The sequence below is a fragment of the Methylophilus sp. genome (genome assembly GCF_052437885.1).
Classification (GTDB): Bacteria; Pseudomonadota; Gammaproteobacteria; order Burkholderiales; family Methylophilaceae; genus Methylophilus.
Window position 1 is genome coordinate 1 of the sequence record NZ_JBQVPB010000017.1, and the last position, 24874, is coordinate 24874.

24 protein-coding genes are annotated in these 24874 nt (G+C 54.3%); 19 read left to right on the forward strand and 5 right to left on the reverse strand.

Going from position 1 to position 24874, the window contains the following annotated elements; genetic code table 11:
• Nucleotides 1-1043 precede the first annotated feature (1043 nt).
• From ACT6RZ_RS13875 to ACT6RZ_RS13885, 3 genes are all read right to left on the reverse strand, one after another.
• Nucleotides 1044-3467, reverse strand: a complete 2424-nt coding sequence (locus tag ACT6RZ_RS13875) for a TonB-dependent siderophore receptor (protein WP_444702687.1) — start codon at nucleotides 3465-3467, stop codon at nucleotides 1044-1046.
• Nucleotides 3468-3545: 78 nt separating this feature from the next.
• The gene (locus tag ACT6RZ_RS13880; RefSeq protein ID WP_444702688.1) at nucleotides 3546-4595 is read right to left on the reverse strand and encodes a FecR family protein; all 1050 of its coding nucleotides are present in this window, start codon (nucleotides 4593-4595) and stop codon (nucleotides 3546-3548) included.
• A complete protein-coding gene (locus tag ACT6RZ_RS13885) occupies nucleotides 4592-5104 on the reverse strand; it encodes a sigma-70 family RNA polymerase sigma factor (protein WP_444702689.1) in 513 nt (170 codons plus the stop codon). The genes ACT6RZ_RS13880 and ACT6RZ_RS13885 overlap by 4 nt, the downstream gene beginning before the upstream one ends.
• Nucleotides 5105-5316: 212 nt before the next feature.
• On the opposite strand from ACT6RZ_RS13885, the gene ACT6RZ_RS13890 reads away from it, so the two are divergent.
• Complete coding sequence (locus ACT6RZ_RS13890) at nucleotides 5317-5724, forward strand: hypothetical protein (protein WP_444702690.1); 408 nt, start codon at nucleotides 5317-5319, stop codon at nucleotides 5722-5724.
• Nucleotides 5725-5809: 85 nt separating this feature from the next.
• Here the strand turns inward: ACT6RZ_RS13890 and ACT6RZ_RS13895 are convergent, their stop codons facing one another.
• Nucleotides 5810-6646 carry an outer membrane protein assembly factor BamD gene (locus ACT6RZ_RS13895; RefSeq protein ID WP_444702691.1) on the reverse strand — a complete coding sequence of 279 codons (837 nt, stop codon included), beginning with the start codon at nucleotides 6644-6646 and terminating at the stop codon, nucleotides 5810-5812.
• Nucleotides 6647-6693: 47 nt separating this feature from the next.
• On the opposite strand from ACT6RZ_RS13895, the gene rluD reads away from it, so the two are divergent.
• The 5 genes from rluD (at nucleotide 6694) to rimO (ending at nucleotide 11658) form a co-directional block, all read left to right on the forward strand.
• Nucleotides 6694-7812 carry a 23S rRNA pseudouridine(1911/1915/1917) synthase RluD gene (gene rluD / locus ACT6RZ_RS13900; RefSeq protein ID WP_444702692.1) on the forward strand — a complete coding sequence of 373 codons (1119 nt, stop codon included), beginning with the start codon at nucleotides 6694-6696 and terminating at the stop codon, nucleotides 7810-7812.
• Nucleotides 7805-8533, forward strand: a complete 729-nt coding sequence (pgeF, locus tag ACT6RZ_RS13905) for a peptidoglycan editing factor PgeF (protein ID WP_444702693.1) — start codon at nucleotides 7805-7807, stop codon at nucleotides 8531-8533. Before rluD ends, pgeF begins: the two co-directional genes overlap by 8 nt.
• A gap of 77 nt (nucleotides 8534-8610) precedes the next feature.
• The gene (locus tag ACT6RZ_RS13910; RefSeq protein ID WP_444702694.1) at nucleotides 8611-9273 is read left to right on the forward strand and encodes an HAD family hydrolase; all 663 of its coding nucleotides are present in this window, start codon (nucleotides 8611-8613) and stop codon (nucleotides 9271-9273) included.
• A gap of 148 nt (nucleotides 9274-9421) precedes the next feature.
• Nucleotides 9422-10312: a ZIP family metal transporter gene (locus ACT6RZ_RS13915; RefSeq protein WP_444702729.1), complete on the forward strand. Its 891-nt coding sequence runs from the start codon at nucleotides 9422-9424 to the stop codon at nucleotides 10310-10312.
• A gap of 11 nt (nucleotides 10313-10323) precedes the next feature.
• Nucleotides 10324-11658, forward strand: coding sequence for a 30S ribosomal protein S12 methylthiotransferase RimO (gene rimO / locus ACT6RZ_RS13920; protein WP_444702695.1), 1335 nt, complete (start codon nucleotides 10324-10326; stop codon nucleotides 11656-11658).
• Between the two features lie 165 nt (nucleotides 11659-11823).
• On the opposite strand, the gene ACT6RZ_RS13925 is transcribed toward rimO, so the two are convergent.
• Nucleotides 11824-12165 (reverse strand): hypothetical protein, encoded by a 342-nt coding sequence (locus ACT6RZ_RS13925; RefSeq protein WP_444702696.1) that lies wholly within the window; start codon nucleotides 12163-12165, stop codon nucleotides 11824-11826.
• 165 nt (nucleotides 12166-12330) lie between these two features.
• Between ACT6RZ_RS13925 and gltX the strand changes: the two genes are divergently transcribed.
• The 13 genes from gltX (at nucleotide 12331) to ACT6RZ_RS13990 (ending at nucleotide 24856) form a co-directional block, all read left to right on the forward strand.
• A complete protein-coding gene (gltX, locus tag ACT6RZ_RS13930) occupies nucleotides 12331-13737 on the forward strand; it encodes a glutamate--tRNA ligase (RefSeq protein ID WP_444702697.1) in 1407 nt (468 codons plus the stop codon).
• Nucleotides 13738-13850: 113 nt separating this feature from the next.
• Nucleotides 13851-14093: an RNA chaperone Hfq gene (hfq, locus tag ACT6RZ_RS13935; protein WP_379055970.1), complete on the forward strand. Its 243-nt coding sequence runs from the start codon at nucleotides 13851-13853 to the stop codon at nucleotides 14091-14093.
• A gap of 3 nt (nucleotides 14094-14096) precedes the next feature.
• Nucleotides 14097-15224, forward strand: coding sequence for a GTPase HflX (gene hflX, locus ACT6RZ_RS13940; protein WP_444702698.1), 1128 nt, complete (start codon nucleotides 14097-14099; stop codon nucleotides 15222-15224).
• 28 nt (nucleotides 15225-15252) lie between these two features.
• Complete coding sequence (gene hflK / locus ACT6RZ_RS13945; protein ID WP_444702699.1) at nucleotides 15253-16440, forward strand: FtsH protease activity modulator HflK; 1188 nt, start codon at nucleotides 15253-15255, stop codon at nucleotides 16438-16440.
• Between the two features lie 22 nt (nucleotides 16441-16462).
• The gene (gene hflC / locus ACT6RZ_RS13950) at nucleotides 16463-17332 is read left to right on the forward strand and encodes a protease modulator HflC (RefSeq protein WP_444702700.1); all 870 of its coding nucleotides are present in this window, start codon (nucleotides 16463-16465) and stop codon (nucleotides 17330-17332) included.
• Between the two features lie 26 nt (nucleotides 17333-17358).
• Entirely contained in the window at nucleotides 17359-17538 is a 180-nt protein-coding gene (locus ACT6RZ_RS13955; protein WP_444702701.1) for a DUF2065 domain-containing protein, read from the forward strand.
• Between the two features lie 130 nt (nucleotides 17539-17668).
• Complete coding sequence (locus ACT6RZ_RS13960) at nucleotides 17669-18823, forward strand: ATP phosphoribosyltransferase regulatory subunit (RefSeq protein WP_444702702.1); 1155 nt, start codon at nucleotides 17669-17671, stop codon at nucleotides 18821-18823.
• Between the two features lie 53 nt (nucleotides 18824-18876).
• Nucleotides 18877-20211, forward strand: a complete 1335-nt coding sequence (locus tag ACT6RZ_RS13965; RefSeq protein WP_444702703.1) for an adenylosuccinate synthase — start codon at nucleotides 18877-18879, stop codon at nucleotides 20209-20211.
• A 16-nt stretch (nucleotides 20212-20227) separates the two neighbouring features.
• Complete coding sequence (locus tag ACT6RZ_RS13970; protein WP_444702704.1) at nucleotides 20228-20815, forward strand: flavoprotein; 588 nt, start codon at nucleotides 20228-20230, stop codon at nucleotides 20813-20815.
• 4 nt (nucleotides 20816-20819) lie between these two features.
• Nucleotides 20820-22262, forward strand: a complete 1443-nt coding sequence (locus ACT6RZ_RS13975) for a DUF6513 domain-containing protein (protein WP_444702730.1) — start codon at nucleotides 20820-20822, stop codon at nucleotides 22260-22262.
• A gap of 67 nt (nucleotides 22263-22329) precedes the next feature.
• A complete protein-coding gene (locus ACT6RZ_RS13980) occupies nucleotides 22330-22902 on the forward strand; it encodes a DUF447 domain-containing protein (RefSeq protein ID WP_444702705.1) in 573 nt (190 codons plus the stop codon).
• A 5-nt stretch (nucleotides 22903-22907) separates the two neighbouring features.
• Nucleotides 22908-23618 (forward strand): (5-formylfuran-3-yl)methyl phosphate synthase, encoded by a 711-nt coding sequence (locus ACT6RZ_RS13985; RefSeq protein WP_444702706.1) that lies wholly within the window; start codon nucleotides 22908-22910, stop codon nucleotides 23616-23618.
• A 137-nt stretch (nucleotides 23619-23755) separates the two neighbouring features.
• The gene (locus ACT6RZ_RS13990) at nucleotides 23756-24856 is read left to right on the forward strand and encodes an OmpA family protein (protein ID WP_444702707.1); all 1101 of its coding nucleotides are present in this window, start codon (nucleotides 23756-23758) and stop codon (nucleotides 24854-24856) included.
• Nucleotides 24857-24874 lie beyond the last annotated feature (18 nt).

The window sequence follows — 24874 nt, forward strand, 5'->3', positions numbered from 1 at the left end:
GGGAGGGGTCGGCCAGCGTCTGTTCGAGTTCCGCGGTGGCTTGCGTAGTGTGCAAGCCGCTAGGGCGAGTTTCGTTGGACGCCCACGCTGATGAGCAACGCAGGAAACAAGCGGAAGCTAGGGTGCATTTCTTTTGGTTACGTTTTCTTTGTGCAAGCAAAGAAAAGTAACTCGCCTAGAGGCGAAATAAAACGGTGCAATAGAGCATAGAACCATCCATAGAAATGCCAATTCTATGACAATGGTAGCGCGGGAATAAATGCGGTAAGTCTCAGCTTAACTGAGCGCGTGTGGTTTTAACGGGCCCCTATCTGACGCGCCGAGTAGCGCAATCAGCGTGGGAGTTTTCGGCCAGCGTCTGTTCGAGTTCCGCAACAAGCCACGGTGTGTGTGGCTTGTCAGGGCGAGTTTCGTTGGACGCCCACGTTGACGAGCAACGCAGGGAAAAAGCGGAAGCTAGGGTGCATTTCTTTTGGTTACGTTTTCTTTGGGCAAGCAAAGAAAAGTAACTCGCCTAGAGGCGAAATAAAATGCCGAAACAGAACGAAAATCTATCCAAAGAAATACCAATTCTATGGCAATGGTTGCGCGGGAATAAATGTGGCGAGTCTTGTTTAACTAAGAGCGTGTGTTTTTAACGGGCCCCTATCTGACGCGCCGAGTAGCGGAGTCAGCGTGGGAGGGGTCGGCCAGCGTCTGTTCGAGTTCCGCGGTGGCTTGCGTTCTGTGCAAGCCGCTAGGGCGAGTTTCGTTGGACGCCCACGTTGACGAGCAACGCAGGAAACAAGCGGAAGCTAGGGTGCATTTCTTTTGGTTACGTTTTCTTTGTGCAAGCAAAGAAAAGTAACTCGCCTAGAGGCGAAATAAAATGCCGAAACAGAACGAAAATCTATCCAAAGAAATACCAACTCTATGGCAATGGTTGCGTGAGATCGAACGCTTGATTGCCCATCAAAAAATATGGCAGCCTGTGATTGCTACAGGCTGCCAACCTTTTCAAACTGCATGATCCATTGGCAGCTAACGCTTAAAAATCCTAAAGCTTAGAAATCAATGGTTGCCGAGATCAGTGCCGTGCGAGGCGCGCCCATAGTGATAAAGCTGCGTGAAACTGAGTTCCAGTAATCCTTGTTGGCCAGGTTCATGATATTGGCGCGAAAGGTGACTTTGTTGCCTGATATCTGGGTGGCGTATCTTGCGCCTGCATCAAACGTGGTCCAGCCCGGGATGCTCTGGGTGTTGGCAATATCGGCTTGTGCTTCACCAAAGCCGGAGATGCGGCCTGTCAAGGTCAGGCCGGGAACGGCGAAGATATCGTATTCGCCATTGATGACTACGCTCACTTTTGGCACACCGACTGCGTCTTTGCCATCATTGAGGCCGTTTTGGGTCTTGGTTTGCTCCGGGTCAATCAAGGTGACGCCGCCGAGCAGGCGCACGCCGCTGAAAGGCTGACCAAAGGTGGAGAGTTCGAGGCCGCGGTTGCGCTGCTCGCCATCCGCCACCAGCCGGTTGGCGGCGTTGGTGAATGAGCTGGGCTGGGTGATTTGAAACACGGCCGCAGTCACGCCAAATGTGCCCGCGTTGTATTTCACGCCTATCTCATGCTGTTTCGCCACAAATGGCGGCAGACTTTCGCCAAAGTTGGCCGCGGTGTTGGGGGCGACTGCACCTTGCGATAAGCCTTCGCTGTAATTGCCATACAGCGAGTAATCGCCCAGTTTGGCGAGCAGGGCTGCGGTGGGCGTGACTCTGCTTTCGTCATAGGCATCGGTTTTGACGCCAGCGGCAAAAATGCCGCTGTAGAGTGACTGGTGGCGGGCACCTACAGTCAGCAGTAGGTTGTCTTGCAGGAAACCGAAGGTGTTGACCAGGCCGACGCTATGCAGTTGCAGATCGCCATTCTGCGGGATACGGCCGTAGTTGACCGTGGGTTTAGGCAGGTTGGGGCTTTGATATATATTGCCGGTGTACGGCGCAGTGGCATTGACCGTTAAACCGCCAGCGGTACGGTCAAAGCCGGTGTAGGTCAGCGCGTAGTTGTTGCTGACGCTACCCAGTTGCAGATGCCCACGCAAGCCCAGCTCATAGGTGGCTACTTCGTACCAGCCGGTATAGCCGCCGGCACGCGCGGTAAAGTCACCTGCACTGTTGATGATGCGACGGCCTTGCGAGCCGGCATAAAAATACTCTTCATTGCCCCTGGCCTGACCATAGTTGAGGTAGGCGGTGAGGGCAGGGTCAAACTCGTATTCCAGTTTGGTCATCCAGTAGTTGGAGTCACCTCTGAAGAACTCCCAGTCATTGACGAAGTTCTTGTCATTTTTTGGTGCGCGGGGCAGGGCAAAGCCTCGGTCGTAGACGATATTGGCTGAGTAGCCTTTGGTCAGGCGGTCCTGGCTGGCGATATCCAGGCTGGCGGTCAGCTTTTCGCCACGATAGTCTACGGCCAGTGAGCCTATGTACATGCGGTCGGACTGGCGACTGATGGGGGTGTCGCCGTCTCTGGCTAATGCATTCAGGCGCACGCCCCAGGCGTTGTCTTCGCCAAAGCGGCGGCCGAGGTCGAGATGACCGCCAAACTGGCTGTCTGAGATATAGCTGGCGGTAAAGCGGTTAAGCGGAGTATCGCCAGCACGTTTGGAGACCAGGTTGATATTGCCGCCGGTGACACCGAACGGGCTGCTGCCATTGAGCATGGAGGCCGGGCCTTTGAGCACGTCTACCCGTTCATAAAAGTCGGGCGCAATGCGGCGCAGTTCTGTCATGCCGTACAAACCATTGATGCCCACCTGGTTGGTGAACAGTGGAAAGCCGCGGATATGGTAGGTCTCGCTATCTCCATATTCAGCCATGGCACTGCGCACGGAGGGGTCTACCGCAACAATATCTGCCAGGCGGCGGGCCTGCTGGTCAAGCACGAACTCTTCGGTAAAGCTTTGGCTGCTGAAAGGCGTCTTGAAAATATCGACATTGCCCAGTATGCCCATGCGGCAGGCTTTTGCCACCTGGCCGCCAGCAAAGGGCGCAGGCAGATCGCCGCTGGACTGGTTGCGGCTGGCTTGCACGGCTACTTCGGGCAAGGTGTCGCTATGCTGTGATACCGGGCGCGGCACGATAATGGTTGCGCCGTTGACCGTTTTGGCTTGCAGGCCGGTGTCTTTGAGCAGTTGCTGTAGCGCCTGCTCACGCGTCAATTGTTTTTTCAGCGCAGGCACGGTTTTACCTTGGACTTGTGCTGCATCAAAGGTCAGGGTGACGGCTGATTGCCTGGCCAGTGCATTGAGCGCGTCTGCCAGTTTGCCAGCCGGTAGCTGAAAATCGTACACCCGGCTTTCTTCAGCATAAGCGGGCACGGCTGAGGCTACCGTCAGGCCGCTAGCCAGGCCGGTGAGCAATGCTGCATGCAGCGCAGTGGAGAACTGTCGTTTCAGGGATGATTTTTTGCGATGGGTGCTAGCGTGCATCAGGTTAAACCTCTACAGAGAATATGAGAAATAACCCTATGCCGGATAGCGATGAAAAAACCCGCAGATTTTTTCAGATTATTTTTTTCTGATCACGATCTGCTCATGTTGCCTGGTGATGCGTATAGGTAAAGTCTGGGCTATGGTTTGCAAGGCATGTTCGGCCGGGTAGTCACGGTTGAGCTGGAATACGCCGGACACGGTGAGCTTGGCCACCTCGGCATCATAAGTCACCGGCAGCGCCTGATAACGCAACAATTCTGCCAGCAGGGTATCCAGACGCATCTGTTTCGCCACAATGACACCCTCCAGCCATGCCATGGGGTCTTGCTCGGGCAATGCTTCTTTTTGCGGTAGCGTGCTTGCACCGTGCATGCGGTAAGACTCCTGCGCGTAAGCGCGCACCGGGGGGTGCGCCAGCGTATGCATGGCCACGATACCTTCGCTCACATGCAGGCGGGTGCCCGTTTCTTGCTGGTAAACCGCGAAACGTGTGCCTATGGCTTCTAAACTGGCCTGTTTGGTCTTGACCCAGAATGCGCGACGACCGAACAGTGCCTGGCTATCCTTGCCGGTTTCCAGATAGATCTCGCCGTCGTTGAGCACGATCTCGCGTTTGAACAGCGCGTAATGGATGTCGACGCTGGTATTGGTATTCAGCGTCAGACTGGTGCCATCAGAAAGCGTATACGACGCGCGTTGCCCCAAGGGCGTGGCAAAGTGTGATTGTTGTTGCCATGGCCCGAACTGGTTCACCAGCAAGGCAAGCGTGAACACTGCGATCGCGCCCATGCCCAGTTGCTTGAATCTGCCCTGGCGTTTGGCCGCACGTTGTGATTGCTGGTCGGCGAGGTCTATACTCTGGGCGAGCAGCGATCTCGAGCTTGCCGGCACCGCGTTCAGCGTCTGTTCCATGGCATGCAAGGCCTGCCAGGCGCGCTCATGCAGCGGGTCGCGGGCGCGCCATTGCTCAAACTGCTGCTGGTCTTCTGCGCTGGCCGTGCCTGAACTGAGCTTGACTGACCATGCGATCAGCGCCTCCATCACCGCCGGGGGGATTTGTTCAGGATCTGGCAGGGGCTGGGCGTGAGAGGCAGACATGGCGCGTATGGATAGATCGTGATTCAAAAGCTGCGTGCCAGCAGCACATGGCGCAAGGCGACCGCCATATGCGCTTCTACACTACGCAGTGAGATCTTGAGCGTTGCCGCGATCTCAATATAGGTCAGCCCTTGCAGTTTCGACAGCAGGAACACCGTGCGCACCAGCGGTTTCAGGCCGTGTAGCAACTGATCCAGCTGCAACAGGGTCTGCAGCAGGGCCAGCTGTTCTTCTGGCGAAGGTGCCATGGCCTCAGGCAGATGCATGAGCGTTTGCAGATAAGCCTGCTCTATCGCCCTGCGGCGAAACTGGTCAACCATCAGGCCATGCGCGATGGTGGTCAAAAAGGCACGCGGTTCATCCAGGTGGGGGTTGTCTGGCGATTTGCTGATCAGCCGCACAAAGGTATCATGGGCCAGGTCATTGGCATGGTGGATACAGCCTAAACGCCGTTTTAACCAACTGACCAGCCAGGCATGATGCGTATGGTATAGCGTTTGAACTTGTTGTTGCGGTGGCGCATCCACAGTGGACATGAGGGCAATCATTACTAATGATAACTATTCTCAACATGATAAGTGGCGGGCGATAGGGCTGTCAATATGCATAGACTGCGCAGCAGAGGCATTGCATATTCAACAGCGCGCAGGCTATGAATGCGCTATATTGAATAAATCTGCGAGACTAGTTGCGCAGGCATAGCAAACACACAATAAAGTGTATCAGTTGAATAAAGGATGCCGGGTTTATGCGTTTTCTGATCTTCTTATGGGCTTTGCCTACGACACTGGTGGGGCTGCTGGCGGCCATTCTATGGCTGTCGTTTGGCGCCAGGCTACGGGTTGCGCATGGGGTGCTTGAAGTGCATGGTGGCAAGCTGGCGCTGTGGTTTATGCGGCGGGGGTTTGCCGCCATTGCATTAGGCCATGTGATCATGGGCTTTTCAGCCAGCAGGCTGGAGCAGTTGCGTGCGCATGAGCATGTGCATGTACGGCAGGCTGAGCGCTGGGGTATCCTGTTTATCCCCGCCTATGTATTGGCCGGGCTTTGGCAAAAGTTGCAGGGGCGGCATATGTATTATGACAATCCCTTTGAGCGGGAGGCTTTTGCAGCAGATGTAGTTACGGCAACACCGCAAGTGCGCAAGCAGGGTTGAACGCGCCAGCCAGGCGTGCGCCTGCCAAATAAAAAAGCGCCAAAGATTGGCGCTTTTTGTCTGGTATCGGCAAAGCCTTAAGGCATTACTTGTATAGGCTTTCCCAGAATTTCCACCACACTTTTTCGTCCTCATTAATTTTGCCGGTGATCATAGGATTCTCAGGGTAGTTGCTTTTGAGCACGCGCAGGGTGTCAGCCTTGAGGTCATCCAGATTCATGGCGTCGTAAGCGCTGATCATGGTCACCAGTGCATCTTCAACCGCGCTGGAGTTAGGATAAGTCTCCAGCACGTATTTGGTACGGTTGACGGCGGCGACATAGGCTTTACGCTGCATGTAATAACGCGCTACGTGCATCTCGTGCATGGCCAGGGTGTTGACCAGAAAGATCATGCGCTGGGTGGAGTCTTTAACGTAACGGCTATTCGGAAAGCGCTCGACCAGCTCTTTAAAGGCATTGAATGACACGCGCAGGGTCTTGGGGTCACGGTCGTTGATTTCCTGCTTGGTGTATTTTTCGATCACACCACGTTCGTTAAACGTCGCCAGGCCTTTGAGGTAGTAGGCGTAATCCAGGTTGGGGTGGTTAGGGTGCAGCTTGATAAAGCGGTCAACGGCAGACAGGCACAGCACCGGCTCTGATTTTTTGTAGTAGGCGTAAGCCACTTCAAGCTGGGCCTGGGTGGCATAAGCCCCGTGCGGATAACGCGCTTCCAGCTTTTGAAAGTAATCGATCGCCTTGTCGAAGTTTTTATCCGCCATTTTTTCCTGGCCGGCGGCATACAGGCGCTGTTCAGGCCAGCCTTTGGTTTCGTCCAGCGGATTCGGGTCGCCGAAAATAGCACAAGCACTCAGGGTGAGCGCAGCGATAAAAATAAAAGCGCGCGTGAGCAGGGCGTTAAGCGGTAAAATGCGAAGCATGTTGTTCAATATCGTTATATATAAGGAAACTCAGGGCATTATAACTGATGCCGTTTGAAAATATGAAAGAAAGCGCTTCCTTACATCTGGTCGTGCCTACCAACCTCGGTGGGCAGCGGCTGGATCTGGTTTTGCAGCAAATGCTGCCTGACCATTCTCGTAGCCGGTTACAGGCCTGGATCAAAGAGGGCCTGGTGTTGCTCGATGGCAAAGCACCCACCGCAAAAACCAAGGTCTGGGGTGGCGAAAACATCGCAGTCACGCCGCCTGTGAATGCGCAGGACAACGCGTTTGAGCCGGAAGATATCCCGCTGGATATCGTGTACGAAGATGATGCCCTGATCGTGATCAACAAGCCTGCCGGCCTGGTGGTGCACCCTGCCGCCGGAAACTGGAGCGGCACTTTGTTGAATGCTTTGCTGTTTCACCGGCCACAACTCAAGGAAGTGCCACGCGCGGGCATAGTACACCGCCTGGATAAAGATACCAGCGGCTTGCTGGTGGTGGCGAAAACGCTGGAGGCGCAAACCAGCCTGGTACGCCAGTTGCAAGCCCATTCGGTCAAGCGCGAATACCGTGCCATCGTCTGGGGCCAGCTGTGGCGCAGTGGCAAGGTCGATCAGCCTATAGGCCGGCACCCGCACCAGCGCGTCAAGATGGCGGTGATACGCCGGGGTAAATCCGCGGTGACGCATTACCAGGTGCTGGAACGCTTTGGCACCAACACCTATCTGCGCTGCAATCTTGAAACCGGGCGCACGCACCAGATCCGCGTGCATCTGCAGCATTTAAAAGCGCCTATGGTCGGTGACCCCCTGTACGGCATAGGCAATATCATCCCGCATAAAATGATGTCCACAGAGTTGCGCTCCGTGATCGGTGATTTCAAGCGCCAGGCTTTGCATGCCATCAAGCTCGGCCTGACGCACCCGGTCACCAATGAGCATATGGAGTGGCAGATCGAGCTGGCAGATGACATGCGTGCCTTGCTAGAAGCCATGCGCGCCACTGAAGTGCCTGATGAGCCGCTGTCGCCGGTGGACCTCAATGTCGATGAGAACGGCCTGTTTATCGGTGACGACGATGAAGACTGGGGCGATGACGACCTCGAAGACGACGAAGACTGGGATGACGACGAGTTGCTGGCGGATGAGGAAGATGCCTAAACCTGAATTCATCATGCCGGACTGGCCAGCGCCCGAGCGCGTCAAAGCGCTGCAAACCACGCGCGTCGGCGGTGTCAGCAGCGGCAGCTACGCCAGCCTGAATCTGGGTGACCACGTCAGCGATAACCCGCACAACGTGGCGCGTAACCGCCAGTCGCTGAGCCCGTTTTTGCCGACTGAGCCGGTCTGGCTGCAACAGGTGCATGGCATACGCGTGATCGATGCCGCTGCCGCCAGTTGCCTGGAAACTGCAGATGCCAGTTTCACCACGCACAGCGATGTGGTTTGCGTGACCATGACCGCCGATTGTTTGCCGGTATTGCTGTGTGATGAGGCCGGCACCGCGGTGGCCGCTATCCATGCTGGCTGGCGCAGTTTATGTGACGGTGTGATCGAAGCCACCGTTAACAGCATGCCGGTCAAAGCCGGGCGTTTGCTGGCCTGGCTGGGCCCGGCTATTGGCCCGGATGCCTTTGAAGTAGGTGGCGAAGTGCGCGCGCAATTCATGGCGCAAGACGCGCAAGCCGAAAGTGCTTTCCGTGCCCATGGCGAAAAATGGCTGGGTGATCTATATAGCATTGCCAGACAACGGCTGCACAACTTAGGCATTCAGCGTATTTATGGTGGCGGCCGCTGCACCTATCATGAGGCCGACACGTTTTTCAGCTACAGGCGTGACGGCGAAACCGGGCGCATGGCCAGCTTGATCTGGCTGGAATAAGCCATACCCCGCACGCACTTGCATTCATTCACGCGCATAAACCCGCATTCCTGCAGTTAGAGACACATACGATAGCCATGAAAAAACATCTGATATTTGACCTGGACGGCACCCTGATCGATTCCGCCCCCAGTATCCTCGAAGGCTATGACCAGGCCTTTAAAACCACAGACACGCCATTACAGGTGCCATTAAGCAATGATGTGATAGGCCCGCCACTGATAGAAAGCCTGAAGATACTTTCTGGTCGCGACGATGATGCACTGTTGCAGGCATTGGCGGCAGCATTCAAGCAGCACTACGACAGCAGCGGCTATCTGAAATCTGTAGTGTTTGCCGGCGTGAGCGAGCTGTTGCAGCAACTGCATGGTGAAGGCTACCAGTTGTATATCGCGACCAATAAGCGTTTATACCCGACTGAAAAGATCATACGCCATCTGCAATGGGAGCCATTGTTTCAGGCCGTTTTTGCGCTGGATTATTTTCAGCCCGCCCTGAGCTGCAAAGCCGATATGGTAGGCCGCATAGTGCAGGACCTGGCACTGCCGGTAGAAGAATGCCTGTATATCGGTGACCGCCTGGAAGACGGCCTGGCCGCAGATGCCCAGCAGATGGATTTCGTGCTGGTGACCTGGGGTTATGCCGCCGACGCTGCACAAAAAAAACCGCATTGGCAAAGCTGCACCGCCGTTGATGACTTGCCCGGACTGATCGCTGGCAACAGGGGTGAGCAGTCATGAAACAACACAGGGTGCGTCGCCACCCGGTATTGATGATAACTGATTGTTTCTGCTCATTTTTGCCAGAACTCGCGTATAATGCGCGCCTCATTTCTACAAAGTATGCATGATTAATTTCTCAGCCGATCTGACTGCCAGCCTGGCGACCATGTCACCCCTGACCGGGATGGTGATCGCCTGCCTGGCCGGCGGCGTGTTGAGCGTGTCCATCGCCGCCCTGTTTGCACTGAATGCCAGAAAGCAGTGGGTGCCGCTGCTGGTCAGTTATGCCATCGGTGCCTTGCTGGCGGCGGTGTTCCTTGAGATATTGCCGCACGCGATTGAAACCAGCCCGAATATAGAGGCGATGACAGCCACCATGCTATTCGGCATTTTGCTGTTTTTTGCGCTGGAAAAACTGGTGTTATGGCGCCACTGTCACGGTGAGCACTGTGAGATGCATGCCATGCATGACGAAGCACACTGCCCGGAATTGCATCCGGGACAGGCCTCGGCACAAAAAGTGAAAGCACCGCAGGGCGCGATCAAATTCCGGCCGCTGGCAGCTGAAACGCCGCAGGTATTGAGTCACCATCACCATCACGATGACGGCCGCAGCGGCATGATGATCATGATAGGTGACACCTTTCATAATTTTGTCGATGGTGTGCTGATCTGTGCCGCTTTCATGGTCGATATGCAGGTAGGGCTGGTGACGGCACTGGCCATCATTGCCCACGAGATCCCGCAGGAAGTCGGCGACTTCCTCATTTTGTTACATTCCGGCTATAGCAAGCGCAAGGCGTTTCTGTTCAATATCGCCTCCAGCCTGGCGACGCTGGCGGGTGGCCTGATCGCTTATGCCGGGCTGAACATGGTGCAGCACTGGGTGCCTTATATCCTGAGTCTGGCGGCTTCTAGCATGTTGTACGTGGCAGTGGCGGATCTGATCCCCGGTTTACATAAACGCACCGCCTTGCGCGATACGTTGTTGCAGTTATTATTGATTACATTAGGCGTAGCTTCGGTCGCGGTCACCAAGCTCCTGGTGGAAGGTTAAAAGGTTAATGTATGCAGAGTATGCCTAAAGTTGGTTTTGTTTCACTGGGCTGCCCCAAGGCAGGTTCGGATTCAGAACGTATCCTGACCCAGCTGCGGGCTGAAGGTTACCAGATCAGCAACAGCTATGAGCAATCTGACCTGGTGGTGGTGAACACCTGTGGCTTCATAGATTCTGCGGTGCAGGAATCACTGGACGCGATCGGCGAAGCGCTGAATAAAAACGGCAAGGTGATCGTCACTGGTTGCCTGGGCGCTAAAAAAGATGTGGTCACCGGCGCGCACCCCAGCGTGCTGGCGGTGACAGGCCCGCATGCGCTGGAAGAAGTGATGGGCCATGTGCACACGCATTTGCCCAAACCGCATGATCCGTATACCGACCTGGTGCCGCCGCAAGGCGTGCGCCTGACGCCCAAGCATTATGCCTATCTGAAGATCTCTGAAGGCTGTAACCACAGGTGCAGTTTCTGCATCATCCCCAGCATGCGTGGTGACCTGGTCAGCCGCCCGATAGGCGATGTCATGAACGAGGCCGAGAACCTGGTCAATGCCGGGGTTTCCGAGATACTGGTCATCTCGCAAGACACCTCGGCCTATGGCGTGGATATGAAGTTCCGTAGCGGTTTCTGGAACGGCAGGCCGGTAAAGACCCATATGACTGCCTTGAGCAAAGCATTGGGTGAACTGGGTGTATGGATACGCTTGCATTATGTATACCCGTACCCGCATGTGGATGAAGTGATCCCATTGATGGCCGAGGGCGCTATCCTGCCTTATCTGGATGTGCCATTGCAGCACGCCAGCCCGCGCATACTGAAAGCGATGAAACGTCCGGCCAGCAGTGAAAACAACCTGGCGCGTATCAAGGCCTGGCGCGAGACCTGCCCGGAGATCGCTATCCGCAGTACCTTTATTGTCGGTTTCCCCGGTGAGACAGAAGATGATTTCAGCATGCTGCTTGATTTTATGGAAGAGGCGCAGCTGGACCGCGTAGGCTGCTTTGCTTACTCGGCAGTCGACGGGGCGACCGCCAATGCCCTGGATAACCAGGTGCCGGAAGAGATCAAGAAAGAGCGCCTGAGCCGCTTTATGGAAGTGCAGGAGCGTATCAGTGCCGCCAAAGTGTCAGCCAAGATAGGTAGCCTGCAAACCGTGCTGGTGGATGAGCTGACCGAAGATGACGCTGGCAATGTGATCGCGATCGCGCGTACCAAGGCAGATGCGCCTGAGATCGATGGCATCGTCTATCTGCAGGACGCTGAAGGCCTCAACCCTGGCGACTTTGTCGATGTGCAGATCGTAGATGCACAAGGGCATGACCTGATAGGCGCGCCGCCCGAGTTTTAATCGCTACATTTTAATCACAACGATAGATATGAAAAATGCCGCAATCGCGGCATTTTTTATTTAAATCATGGTTTATTTGAAATCACTTTTAAGATTGCGTGAGGCTGATACTCGCGCCATTCTTCGAAAGCAGTTTTGCAGAAGTGAGCAAAGCCTTAATTCTTATCAGGCGGCCTGGGTTAGCTGAGGCCGTTCGCAATCCGCGCGGTCAGCAAAGATATCCAGTGTATAAGGGCAGCGTTTCAGTTTTGATTCGCTATTTTTACGTTTGCCGGTCTGGGCAAGGTTGACATAAGGCGTCTGGCTGAGCCTGACATAGCCGGACTGCAACAGTTTTTTCTCTGTCGTTTCAAACTGGCTTAAGGGGTTATCCATATTCTGCAGGGTGATGCCTAGTTTGTGTACGGCAACCACATGGTAAATCACGCTGGTTTGCCCGGGCATGGCCGGTTTGCCGTAAAGCTCGCCGACATGGATCTCGCTGCTGGTAGGGATAGACTGCATCATGGACGCATGATAACGCGTTTGATCCTGGGCTTCAATCTGCAAACATGCAAAAAAGCCGGGCCGGGCCAAAGCCGCGGCAGCATGTTATAAAGCGCCGCGGCAGCAAGTTATAAAGAGCGGCGCCAGCATGTTAAAATAGCCGGCTTAAGAATTCAGAGAGTCATCATGCAACCAGCTGTTAAAACCCGTTTTGCGCCCAGCCCCACTGGCTACCTGCACATTGGGGGCGCACGTACCGCATTGTTTTCCTGGGCCTATGCCAAGCGGCACGCTGGCCAGTTTATCCTGCGGATAGAGGATACGGATGTTGCGCGCTCTACACCTGAAGCCGTGCAAGCGATCCTGGATGGCATGGCCTGGCTGCAGCTGGACCATGATGAAGGCCCGTACTACCAGATGCAACGTATGGACACCTACAAAGCCACTATCCAGAAAATGCTGGACGCAGGCCAGGCCTATTACTGTTACAGCAGCAAGGAAGAACTGGATGCCTTGCGTGAAAGCCAGATGCAACAAGGCTTGAAGCCGCGTTATGATGGCCGCTGGCGGCCTGAGCCGGGCAAGGTGTTGCCGCAGCCACCTGCGGATATCCCGCCTGTGGTGCGTTTCAAGAACCCGCAAGAGGGCGTAGTGGCGTGGGAAGATATGGTCAAAGGCCGTATCGAGATCGCCAATGCCGAGCTGGATGACCTGATCATCGCCAGGGGTGACGGCACACCGACCTACAACTTCTGTGTGGTGGTCGATGACTGGGAAATGGGTGTGACGCAAGTGATACGTGGCGATGACCATGTCAACAATACACCGCGCCAGATCAATATGTTGCAGGCGCTGGGTGCGCAGGTGCCGCAATATGCGCATCTGTCCATGATACTGGGCGATGATGGCCAGAAACTCTCCAAGCGCCATGGTGCCGTGAGCGTGATGCAATACCATGAGGATGGTTATCTGCGCGAGGCAGTGTTGAATTACCTGGCGCGACTGGGCTGGTCGCATGGCGATGACGAAGTCTTCGATATGGCGCAATTCTGCCAGTGGTTCGACCTGGACCATATCACGCCATCCGCGGCGCAGTTCAATACTGAAAAACTCAATTGGCTGAATGCGCACTACATCAAGACCTTGCCGCTGGAGCAGATCGCCGCCGAGGTAAAACCACGTCTGGCCAAATTGGGCGTGACTGAAACGCAATCGCCGGACTTGCTGGCAGTGCTCAATCTTTACCGTGAACGCACCAATAACCTGAACCAGCTGGCGCAGGAGATCGCTTTCTTTTACCGCGACCCGCTCATCAATGAAGCAGACGCGAGCAAACATATCCAGCCGGAAACCGCGGCCTATATCGAAAGTTTTCTCGATAAGGTTAAAGATTCGGACTGGACTGCCGATAATTTACACGATGGCCTGAATCAGGTCGTCGCTGAGCAACAGATCAAGTTCCCCAAGCTGGCGATGCCTTTACGGGTGGCTTTGATCGGTATCGCGCAGTCGCCCAGCATAGATCAGGTGATGTCCATACTAGGCAAAACGGCCTGTTTGCAGCGCATTCGCACATTATTTCCAAAAAAATAAGGTACAGGCATTGAAATTGGAACAAATTAGTACAATCATAGTCACTGTAAGGGATTGGTGTTCAACATAATAAAAACTCCAATATATGATTAAAACAATGAAGGAGCAATTCGATGAATAATAAAGGCCAAATGCTGCAAGACCCTTTTCTGAACGCTTTGAGGAAAGAGCATGTTCAAGTGTCTATTTATCTCGTTAACGGGATCAAGTTACAGGGTCAGGTAGATTCGTTTGACCAGTATGTCATTCTGCTGAAAAACACAGTTACGCAAATGGTATACAAACACGCTATTTCCACCATCGTTCCAGCCCGTCCCGTGAGCCTGGGGCCACACGAACCCGCACAAGAATCTTAATGCATGTTTGATAGACCTAGCGGCGGAGATGCTGTCGTTCTGGTCAGTATCAACTTTGGTGATGCTGATTATGAAGAAAGTTTACAAGAGCTCCGCCACCTTGCCGGTACTGCCGGATTAAATATCTCTGCTACGCTTGAAGGCAAACGCCAATCTCCTGACCCCAAGTTCTTTATCGGGTCGGGCAAGGCTGATGAGCTGAAAGCCATGATGGCCACCTGCGAAAGTAAAGTGGCCGCTTTTAATCACGACCTCAGCCCTTCGCAACAACGCAATCTGGAAAAATTCCTCGAAGCCCGTGTGGTAGACCGCACCGGTCTGATCCTGGAGATCTTTGCCCAGCGTGCGCAATCGCACGAAGGTAAATTACAGGTCGAACTGGCGCAGCTTGAGCATTTGTCTACGCGGCTGGTACGCGGCTGGACCCACCTTGAACGACAAAAAGGTGGTATCGGTGTGCGTGGCGGCCCTGGTGAAACACAGCTGGAGCTGGACAGGCGCATGCTACGTGTACGCGTCAAGCAGTTGCGTGAAAAACTGGCAAAACTGAAACAGCAGCGTGGCATGCAACGCCGTGCCCGCAAACGCTCGCCTTTGCTGACCGTCTCCCTGGTCGGATATACCAACGCCGGCAAATCCACCTTGTTCAACCGGCTGACACATTCCGGCGTTTATGCCGCTGACCAGTTGTTTGCCACACTGGATACGACTTCGCGCAAGATGCATCTGCCTGAAGGCTATCCTGTGGTCATTTCGGATACGGTCGGCTTTATCAAACATCTGCCTACCACCCTGATCGAAGCCTTTGGTGCCACGCTGGAAGAAGCGTCGCAAGCGGACCTGTTGCTGCACATCGTCGATGTTGCCAGCCCCAACCGCGACAACCAGATAGAGCAGGTGAATATCGTACTCAACGAGATCGGCGCTGCCCGGGTGCCGCAGATACTGGTGCTGAACCAGATAGACCGCATGGGCATGGCGCCGGGAATCGACAGGGACGAGTATGGTAATATCAGCACCATACGCGTGTCGGCCAGAGATGGTACTGGGATTGAAGATCTGCGTCAGGCACTGCTAGAGCATCAACAACATTTGAAAAAACTGAGTACGGAAGAGCGTGCTTACGTTTAACCGGAAATAGAAAACACGGAGTACAAGAATGAGAAAGTTTCCAGGCTTTTGGAATAAAAATAACGAAGGCCCGCCCGATCTGGACGAGGTGTTCAAGGATTTGAATCAAAAGCTGAATCGTATGTTCGGTGGCAAAGGCGGGCAGGGTGGGCCTAGGGCCAGTGGTCCTGCGCCTCAACCTTTGCCTATCGCGCCGATTTTAGGCCTGGTGGCTCTGATCTGGCTCGGTTCCGGCTTTTATATCGTCGACCAGGGTTCACGTGGTGTGGTGTTGCGCTTTGGCAAGCATGTGGAAACCACCACGCCTGGCCCGCGCTGGCACCTGCCTTTCCCGATCGAGACGGTAGAGAACGTCAACCTTGAACAGGTGCGCACCATAGAACTGGGCTATCGCTCGTTTGAAGGCGAGTCTGGCCGTAGCAAAGAGCCGCGCGAATCGCTGATGCTGACCGATGATGAAAACATCATAGACCTGCAAGTGGCGGTGCAATACAACCTCAAGTCAGTCGAGGATTACCAGTTTAGCAACCGCTCCACTGAAGAAAGTGTGCGCGGCATTGCCGAGACTGCCATCCGCGAGATCGCCGGTAAGAGCAAAATGGATTTCGTGCTGTATGAAGGCCGCGATGAAGTGGCAGCCAAAGCGAAAAAACTGATGCAGGAGATGCTGGACCGCTATCAGTCCGGCGTGCATGTCGTCAATGTCACCATGCAGAATGCGCAGCCGCCAGAGCAGGTGCAAGCCGCATTTGATGATGCGGTCAAAGCCAAGCAGGATCTGGAACGCCAGAAGAATGAAGGTCAGGCTTATGCCAATGACGTGATCCCGAAAGCCCGTGGTACGGCGGCCCGTCTGGGTGAAGAAGCTTCCGGCTATAAATTGCGTGTTGAAAACGAGGCCAAAGGTAATGCCGACCGTTTTGAGCAGATACTGACCCAGTACAACAAGGCGCCGGAAGTCACGCGTCAGCGTTTGTACCTGGATGCGCAGGAACATATCCTGTCTAACACCAGCAAGGTGCTGGTAGATCAAAAAGGTGGCAACAGCCTGCTGTATCTGCCGTTGGATAAATTGATGGGCGCGGCTGGCGCCGGCGGTGGCACTAACGCTGCCCCTACTGCTGAAAAACCGGCGCAGGAATCCTCACAATCTGATGCCGGTGTTCTGGATCGCACACGCGATGCCATGCGTAGCCGTGATCGCGAATATCGCTAGTCTGCCCTGAAGGAAAAACAACATGAGAAATATTGGAAGTATATTAATCGGGGTATTCGTATTGCTGGTGGTGATTACTTCATCGGCATATACGGTAGATCAGCGCGAGTTTGCACTGGTGTTCCGCCTGGGTGAGATCGTGTCGGTTAAAAAGACACCTGGCCTCTACTTCAAGATGCCTATGGTGGAGAATATCCGTTACTACGACAAGCGCATCCTGACCCTTAACTGGGAAGAGCCTGACCGCTTTATTACCAGTGAGAAGAAAAACGTGCTGGTGGATTCGTTTATCAAGTGGCGCATCATCGATCCGGCCAAATACTACGTCTCCGTGCGTGGTGAAGAGGTGCAGGCCGAGCGCCGTATCTCGCAAATGGTCAATGATGGCTTGCGTGCAGAGATCGGTAAACGCAATATCCACGACGTGGTCTCAGGTGAGCGTGCCACTATCATGAATATCCTGCGTGAGCGTGCCGACAAGGAGAGCCGCCAGATGGGTATCCAGATCCTGGATGTACGCCTGCGCCGGGTCGACCTGACTAAAGAAGTCAGTGAGTCGGTCTATCAGCGTATGGAAGCCGAGCGTAAATCGGTTGCCAACGAGTTGCGTTCACAAGGTGCCGCTGCCGCAGAGAAGATACGGGCCGATGCAGACAAGCAGCGTGAAGTGATCATTGCCGAAGCTTATCGTGAAGCGCAAAAAGTCAAAGGTGAGGGCGATGCCAAAGCTTCAGAGGTGTATGCGCAGGCGTTCGGCAAAAATCCTGAATTCTATGCCTTCTACCGTAGCCAGGAAGCTTACAAGAACAGCTTCAAGAGCAAGTCTGATGTACTGGTGATAGACCAGAGTTCTGACTTCTTCAAATACATGCGCAATTCTGGTAAAAAATAGTTGAGGCCAGTGTCCAGGATCATTTTATGAACTGGTGGTGGCTGATAGGCGGCGTATTATTGATTGAAGGCTTGATGCCATTGCTGTTTACTCAGGCATGGCGGCAAACCTTTGAGAAACTGCTGCAACTGAGAGACGGGCAGATCCGTTTTGTCGGTTTTATTTCAGCCGCGGTCGGCCTGCTGGTGTTGTGGCTTAATCGCTGATCACCCTGCCGAATATTTTAAAGGCACGCTCCATCGGGCGTGCCTTTTTTACTGCCTGTTCAGGCCGTCCCTAGCCATTGCTATCGCTAAAGCCATGTATAAGGCAGGGGTTTGCAGGTATAATAACGGCATGCATAATTGGTTACTTCCCGAATATATTGAAGATGTGTTGCCGGCTGAGGCGGCACGTCTAGAATCTTACCGCCGTCAAATCCTCGATTTATTCCGTGTGCATGGTTATCAATACGTGATGCCACCGATGATGGAATATGTGGAGTCATTGTTGACCGGCACCGGCCATGACCTGGATATCGCGACCTTTAAAGTGGTGGACCAGCTCACCGGCCGCCTGATGGGCTTGCGCGCGGATACCACCCCGCAAGCGGCGCGTATCGATGCGCATATGCTGAACCATCAAGGCGTTTCGCGGCTGTGTTATGCCGGCACCGTGTTGCGTACCAAGCCCGACGGCCTGGCACGTACGCGTGAGCCGCTGCAACTGGGCGCCGAGATCTACGGCCATGCCGGTATTGAAAGCGATATCGAAGTACAGCGCCTGATGGTGAAAGCCTTGCAGTTGCTCGGCATGCGCACTTTGTTCGTTGATTTGAGCCATGTGGCGATCTTTGCCAGTCTGTCGCATATGGCGCAGCTGGGCACCCAGCAAGAGCGTGAATTACAGGTCGCCTTGCAGGCCAAAGACGTGGCGCGCGTGCAGGAACTGATCGCCAATCTGTCTGAGAAATCACGTAAAGCCTTTATCGCCCTGACCCAGCTCAGTGGCGGTGTCGAAGTGCTGGAGCAGGCGCGTGATGTATTGCCTGATTCCCCCGAGATAGAGCAGGCACTGCATGAAATGGCAGCGGTGGCGACTGCATTGGGCTCTAATGAAGTCAGCGTCACCATAGACCTCAGTGAATTACGCGGCTACCACTACCATAACGGCATGGTGTTCGCCGCCTACGCCAGGGAGTATGCCGGACCGATCGCCCTGGGTGGACGTTATGACGAAGTCGGCGCCGCTTTTGGTCGTGCACGCCCGGCGACCGGGTTCAGCCTCGATCTGCGTGGTGCCCTGCAGGCATTGGGCCCCGCCAGCCTGAGTAAAGGCATACTGGCGCCGGCAGCTGGTGATGCAGCGCTGGCCGCAGTGGTGGATGGCTTGCGTGCGCAAGGCCAGGTGGTGGTCGAAGCGCTGCCGAATGCGCTGCTGGATTATTCTGAATTAGCCTGTGACCGTGCTTTGGAAAAAGTCGATGGTCACTGGCAGGTAGTTGCGGTTTAAAAGCGTTTTAAACCGGCGACCCATTTTCGTTTTTGACAAGATAAATATTGAACATGACACAATCAAGGCAAGCAAAGAACGTCGTTGTAATTGGCACCCAGTGGGGCGACGAAGGTAAAGGTAAGATCGTTGACTGGCTGACAGATCACGCCCAGGGCGTAGTCCGTTTTCAGGGGGGGCATAATGCAGGCCATACCCTGGTGGTCGGCCAGGGTGCGGCACAAAAGGTTTATAAACTGAATCTGGTGCCTTCCGGCATCGTGCGTGATGGTGTCAATTGCTATATCGGTAACGGCGTGGTGCTGGACACCACGCATCTGCTGCATGAGATCGCCACACTGGAGCAGGGTGGTCTGGATGTCAAAAGCCGTTTAAAGGTCAGCCCTGGCTGCCCGTTGATCCTGTCACATCACGTGGCGGTAGACCTGGCGCGTGAAGCCAGACGCAGTGCCGAGAAAAAGATAGGCACCACAGGCAAGGGCATAGGCCCGGCTTACGAAGATAAAGTGGCACGCCGTGCCCTGCGCGTATATGACTTGTTCCACCCCGAGCGCTTTGCTGAAAAGCTGCGCGAAGTGATGGATTACCATAATTTTGTACTCACCCAGTATCTGGGTGCGACTGCGGTGGATTTTCAGCAGCAATATGATGCCAGCATGCAGCATGCGGCAGTGCTGAAACCGATGGTGGCCGATGTTTCTGCCGCCTTGTATGAAGCCAATGCGCGTGGCGAACACCTGTTGTTTGAAGGTGCACAGGGCACATTGCTTGATATAGATCATGGTACTTATCCGTATGTAACTTCCAGCAACTGTATCGCTGGCCAGGCTTCGGCTGGTACTGGTGTGGGTGCCAATATGCTGCATTATGTGCTGGGCATCACCAAAGCCTATACCACCCGCGTCGGTGGCGGCCCTTTCCCGAGCGAGCTCGATATAGAGACCGAAGGCGTGCCTGGTTACCAGATGTCTACCGTAGGCCAGGAGATAGGCACAGTGACACGTCGCAAACGCCGTTGTGGCTGGTTCGACGCTGCGGCTTTGCGTCGTTCAGCCCGCATCAATGGCCTGACCGGCCTGTGCATCACCAAGCTGGACGTGCTGGATGGCATAGAGTCGCTGGATATCTGCACCGGCTATAAACTCGATGGCAAGGTGGTGGATATGTTGCCTGTAGGTGCGGATGATGTCGCCCGTTGCGAACCGATTTATGAAACAGTGCCTGGCTGGTCAGAAACCACTTTTGGCGTCAAAACCTGGGAAGGCCTGCCAAAAAATGCCCAGCATTACCTCAAGCGCCTGGAAGCCTTGTGTGGCGTGCCTATCGCCATCGTTTCTACCGGCCCAGAGCGCGATGAGACCATAGTCCTGCAACATCCGTTTGCCTGATCAAGAGATCCTCGTCATGCACGCACAGCGATTGGCTTGGGCAATTACCGGTTCCGGCCATTATCTGCGGGAATCTCTCGCTATCCTGCAGACTTTGCAGGATGTGGATATTTACCTCAGCCGTGCCGCGGCCGAGATCATCCGGCAATATGGTTTTCAGGACCAGCTGGACGCGACCGGCCATAAGGTTTATCAGGACAAGACCGCCAGCAGCATCCCGGTAGAGCGCTTTTACGAGGGCGTGTACCACACGCTGGTGATCTCGCCTGCGACCTCTAATACCATCGCCAAGATGGCTTATGGTTTTTCGGATAGCCTGGTCACCAATTTATATGCCCAGGCGGGTAAAACACGTGTGCACAGCCTGGTGTTCGCCTGCGATACCGCGCCGGAGCTTGAATCTGAAGCGCCGCGCGACAATGTGGTCAAAGTCTACCCGCGTCAGATCGATCTGGAAAATGTGGCGAAATTGAAATCATTTGCTGACACGGCAGTGGTGGAGGATATGGCTGATCTGCAATCTACCATCATGCAGCGTCTGGCGACGTATCATGAGTTGTATTTGCACGCAGGTGTACAGGTCGCTGATCAGCTGGCAGAGTAACGCGATGGCAAAACTGCTGTTCCTAACCGGAAAACTGGCAGAACACAGTCTGCATCAAGTGCTGGCGTCTATTGTGGCAGATAGCAAACAATCTCCGTTTGAATATGAAGTGAAACACATAGGGGTGTCGGTGGCCGCATTAATGACCCCATCTTTAATTGCGCGCCGTGTGCCTAAAGTCGAGAATATCGACAAAGTGATCTTGCCTGGCTTGTGTCAGGGTGATCTCCAACCGTTAGTGGCGCAATGGGGAGTGCCGGTGGAACGTGGACCCAAAGACTTGAAAGATCTGCCTCAATATTTTGGACAAAAAGGCAAGGCGCCAGACCTGACGCGCCATAGCGTGACCATTTTTGCCGAGATCGTAGATGCGCCAGACTTGAGTGTAGAGCAGATCGTGGCCAAAGCCGGGCACTTTCAGCAGCAGGGCGCCGATGTGATAGACCTCGGTTGTTTGCCGGGTAAGTCATTTGCACATATGTCTGCCGCCATACAAGCACTGAAAGACCAGGGCTTTCAAGTCAGTGTCGACTCCATGCGTGATGACGATCTGCTGGCCGCAGGCAAAGCCGGGGCTGACTATCTGCTCAGCCTGCATGAGCATAATCTGTGGATAGCCGATGAAGTCGAGTCTACGCCTATTCTGATCCCGGCCAAGCCAGCCAATGTCGCCAGCTTGACCCGCGCGATCGAACATTGTTTGCAACGCGGGCGCCGCTTTATTGCCGACCCCATCCTCGACCCGATTCATTTCGGCCTGACCGACTCCATCGTGCGTTACCACAAGTTGCGCAAGCGTTATCCTGAGATAGAGATGATGATGGGCGTGGGTAACCTGACCGAACTGACCGATGCCGACACCACCGGCGTCAACGCGCTGTTGTTTGGCGTGATCAGTGAGCTGAATATCAACGCCGTGCTGGCGACTTCGGTCAGCCCGCATGCGGCCGAAGCGATCGCCGAGGCCGATATCGCCCGCCGCGTCATGTACCGTGCCAGCCAGGATAAACGCTTGCCGCGCGGTTATTCCAGCGGCTTGCTGGGTCTGCATGACCGCAAGCCTTTCCCCTACAGTGCTGACGAGATCATGGGCCTGGCCAGCCAGATCAAAGACCCCAGCTTTAGGGTCATGGTCAGCGAGCAGGGCGTACATGTTTATAACCGCGACGGCATACAGCATGGCACCGACCCTTTCAGTTTTTACGCCGGCCTCAATATGCAGAATGATGCATCGCATGCGTTTTACCTGGGTGTTGAGCTGGCGCGTGCGCAAATCGCCTGGCAACTGAAAAAACGCTATGTGCAGGATGAGATGCTGGAGTGGGGCGTGGCTTCCATACAGCAAAACAGACAGGCCAAGATCGCGCACCGAGAAGCCTCTATCAAAGAACGCCAGGAGAATGCCCGCGCTGCCCCTGATGCGAACCCGGCGCCAGATGCGGAATGAGCTGTCATGACCATTGCTACACTTAACCTGACCCAAGAAGCACTCACATGATTGACGAAGCACTCACATGATCTACGAAACAATAGTCACCACCTGTTCTGCGCAAGGTGAAACGCATATTGCTCCATTCGGCGTGCAGTGGTTCGATGGCAAAGTGATCATCTCGCCCTTCAAGCCATCCGCCACCTTGCAGAATATTCTTGAAACCGGGCATGCGGTATTGAACCTGACCGATGACGTACGCGTATTCGCAGCCGCCATCGCCAAAAAAGCCCAGTTTGCCACCTTGCCAGTTGCCGCCGGCTGTGTGCGCCTGCAAGATTGCCTGACCCATCATGTATTGAAGCTGGATCAGGTCGAAGAAGATGAAGTGCGGCCCAGATTGACTATGAGCGTGCTGGAAAGTGCTTTGCATGGCCCGTTTATGGGATTCAACCGCGCGCAAGCGGCAGTGATAGAGCTGGCTGTACTGGTGAGCCGCCTGCATATGCTGCCGGTTGAAAAAATCACTCAGGAGATGCAATACCTGCAGATCGCCATCGATAAAACCGCAGGCGAGCGTGAGCTGGAAGCCTGGCAATGGCTGGTCGATTGCGTCAATAACCATCTGGCACGCCAAAGCGGCCTGCAACAGGCCTGAACGCTATGCAGGTGTTGGTAAGTGTCAGTTCAGTGGCTGAAGCGCAGCTGGTATTATCAGCCGGAGTGCGCCTGGTAGACCTGAAGGAAACCGCCTATGGCGCCCTGGCGGCGCTGGATATCCCGCGGTCTGCAGCTATCATTGCTGCTGTCAATGTTTACCGGCAACAGCACCCGCAGGCCGGCATCATCGTCAGTGCCACCATAGGGGATGATTGCAGCTCGGCTGCGGCACTCAGTGAGCTGATCCAATCCAGGCTGGATATAGGCGTGGACGTCATCAAGCTACCGCAAACCATCTGGGCGAATGCGGCATATACAGCGGTGATCAAAACATTCCTGGCCCGGCAGGTGAAACTCATCGCCGTGCTGTCAGCCGACCACTTTTCCGGCACCGAAACGGTCAGCAGTATCCTGCAGGATCTCGCCACTGCGCTTTACTGGGGGGTGATGATAGATACCATCCAGAAATCACAGCCTTTGACAGCATTGATCAGTGTGGATCTGCTGGATTTTTTTGTCCGTTCGGCAAAAGCGCAGGGCCTGTATGTCGGTCTGGCGGGCGGGCTGCAGCTGGCGCAAGTCGATAGCCTGGCAGATCTGTCCCCGGATTATCTGGGCTTTAGAAGCGGTTTATGTCTGAATCAGCGCCGGGAACAGCCCCTGATTAAAGAAAAATTACATCTCGTCACTGCAAAAGTGTCGGAATTTTGTTGAATATTGCCTCAAAGCCAATAAATACTTGATTCGCGTGCTGGTGAGGGTTGCGTCAGGGTTGGCGTTTGCGTATAGTTCAACTTGTAAGTCTTTTCAAAGATGTGGCTATTCAAGCCGAATAATAAAGGAGTCAATGAATGAAAAAGAATTTTTTAAGCTTGGCAATTGCTTCTGCATTTGTATTAGCATCGCAAGTTGCGCAAGCTGAAGATATGTACCGTGGCGCATGGTACGTTGTGCCAGGTGCAACATACATCAACACTGACAATGATCTGGATGCTGACAATGGCCGTGGTGGTTTCCTGTCTATCGGTAAAGAGATCAGCGAGCACTGGGATATCCAGGGTCGTCTGGGCTACACCCGTTCTGATGAAGATACCGGCATTGCTGGTGCAAGCGGTAAATACAAACAAACGGCTTTGGGCCTGGATGCATTATATGTATTCAGCCGCGAAAAATTCCGTCCTTTCCTGTTAGCAGGTCTTGGCGCAGCACGTAACAATGTAGATTACTCTTTGCCAGGTACTGACTTTGACGGTAAGAGAACATCATGGATGGCTAACGTAGGTTTGGGTGCCCAATACCTGTTCAGCGATAAGTTCGGTATCCAGGCTGATGTACGTCATCAGTGGAGCCGTGCAAAATTTGATGCAAATGGTGCATTAAATGGTTCTGATTCAGGCACTATCGGCAACACATTGGTAAACCTGGGCGGTATCTTCCGTTTCGGCGCACCAGCTCCAGTGGTTGAAGAGCCAGCACCAGCACCAGCTCCAGTAGCCGCTGCTGAGCCAGCTCCAGAACCAGCGCCGGTAGCACCAGCGCCAGCACCTACCTGCAAACCACAAAACGAAGTGGTTACCGTCAGTGCTGAAAAACTGTTCGGCTTTGATAAAGCTAACCTGCGTGAAGAAGGTCGTAAAGTTCTGGAAGAAACTGCAGCCAAGATCAAGGCTAATCCAGAAATCACTGCTGTGATCGTGACTGGCCATACTGACCGTATCGGTACTGATGCTTACAACCAGAAATTGTCTGAGCGTCGTGCTAAACAAGTGTCTGACTACCTGATCGCTCAAGGCATTGATGGCGGTATCATCACTTCTGAAGGCAAAGGTAAATCTGAGCCAGTTGTACAGTGCGAAGGTAAAAAAGTATCCAAGAAACTGATCTCTTGCCTGCAACCTAACCGTCGCGTTGAGATCCGTGCTGAAGGTACCAAGCAACTTGGTTGCCAGTAATTAGCACTTAGTCTTGCT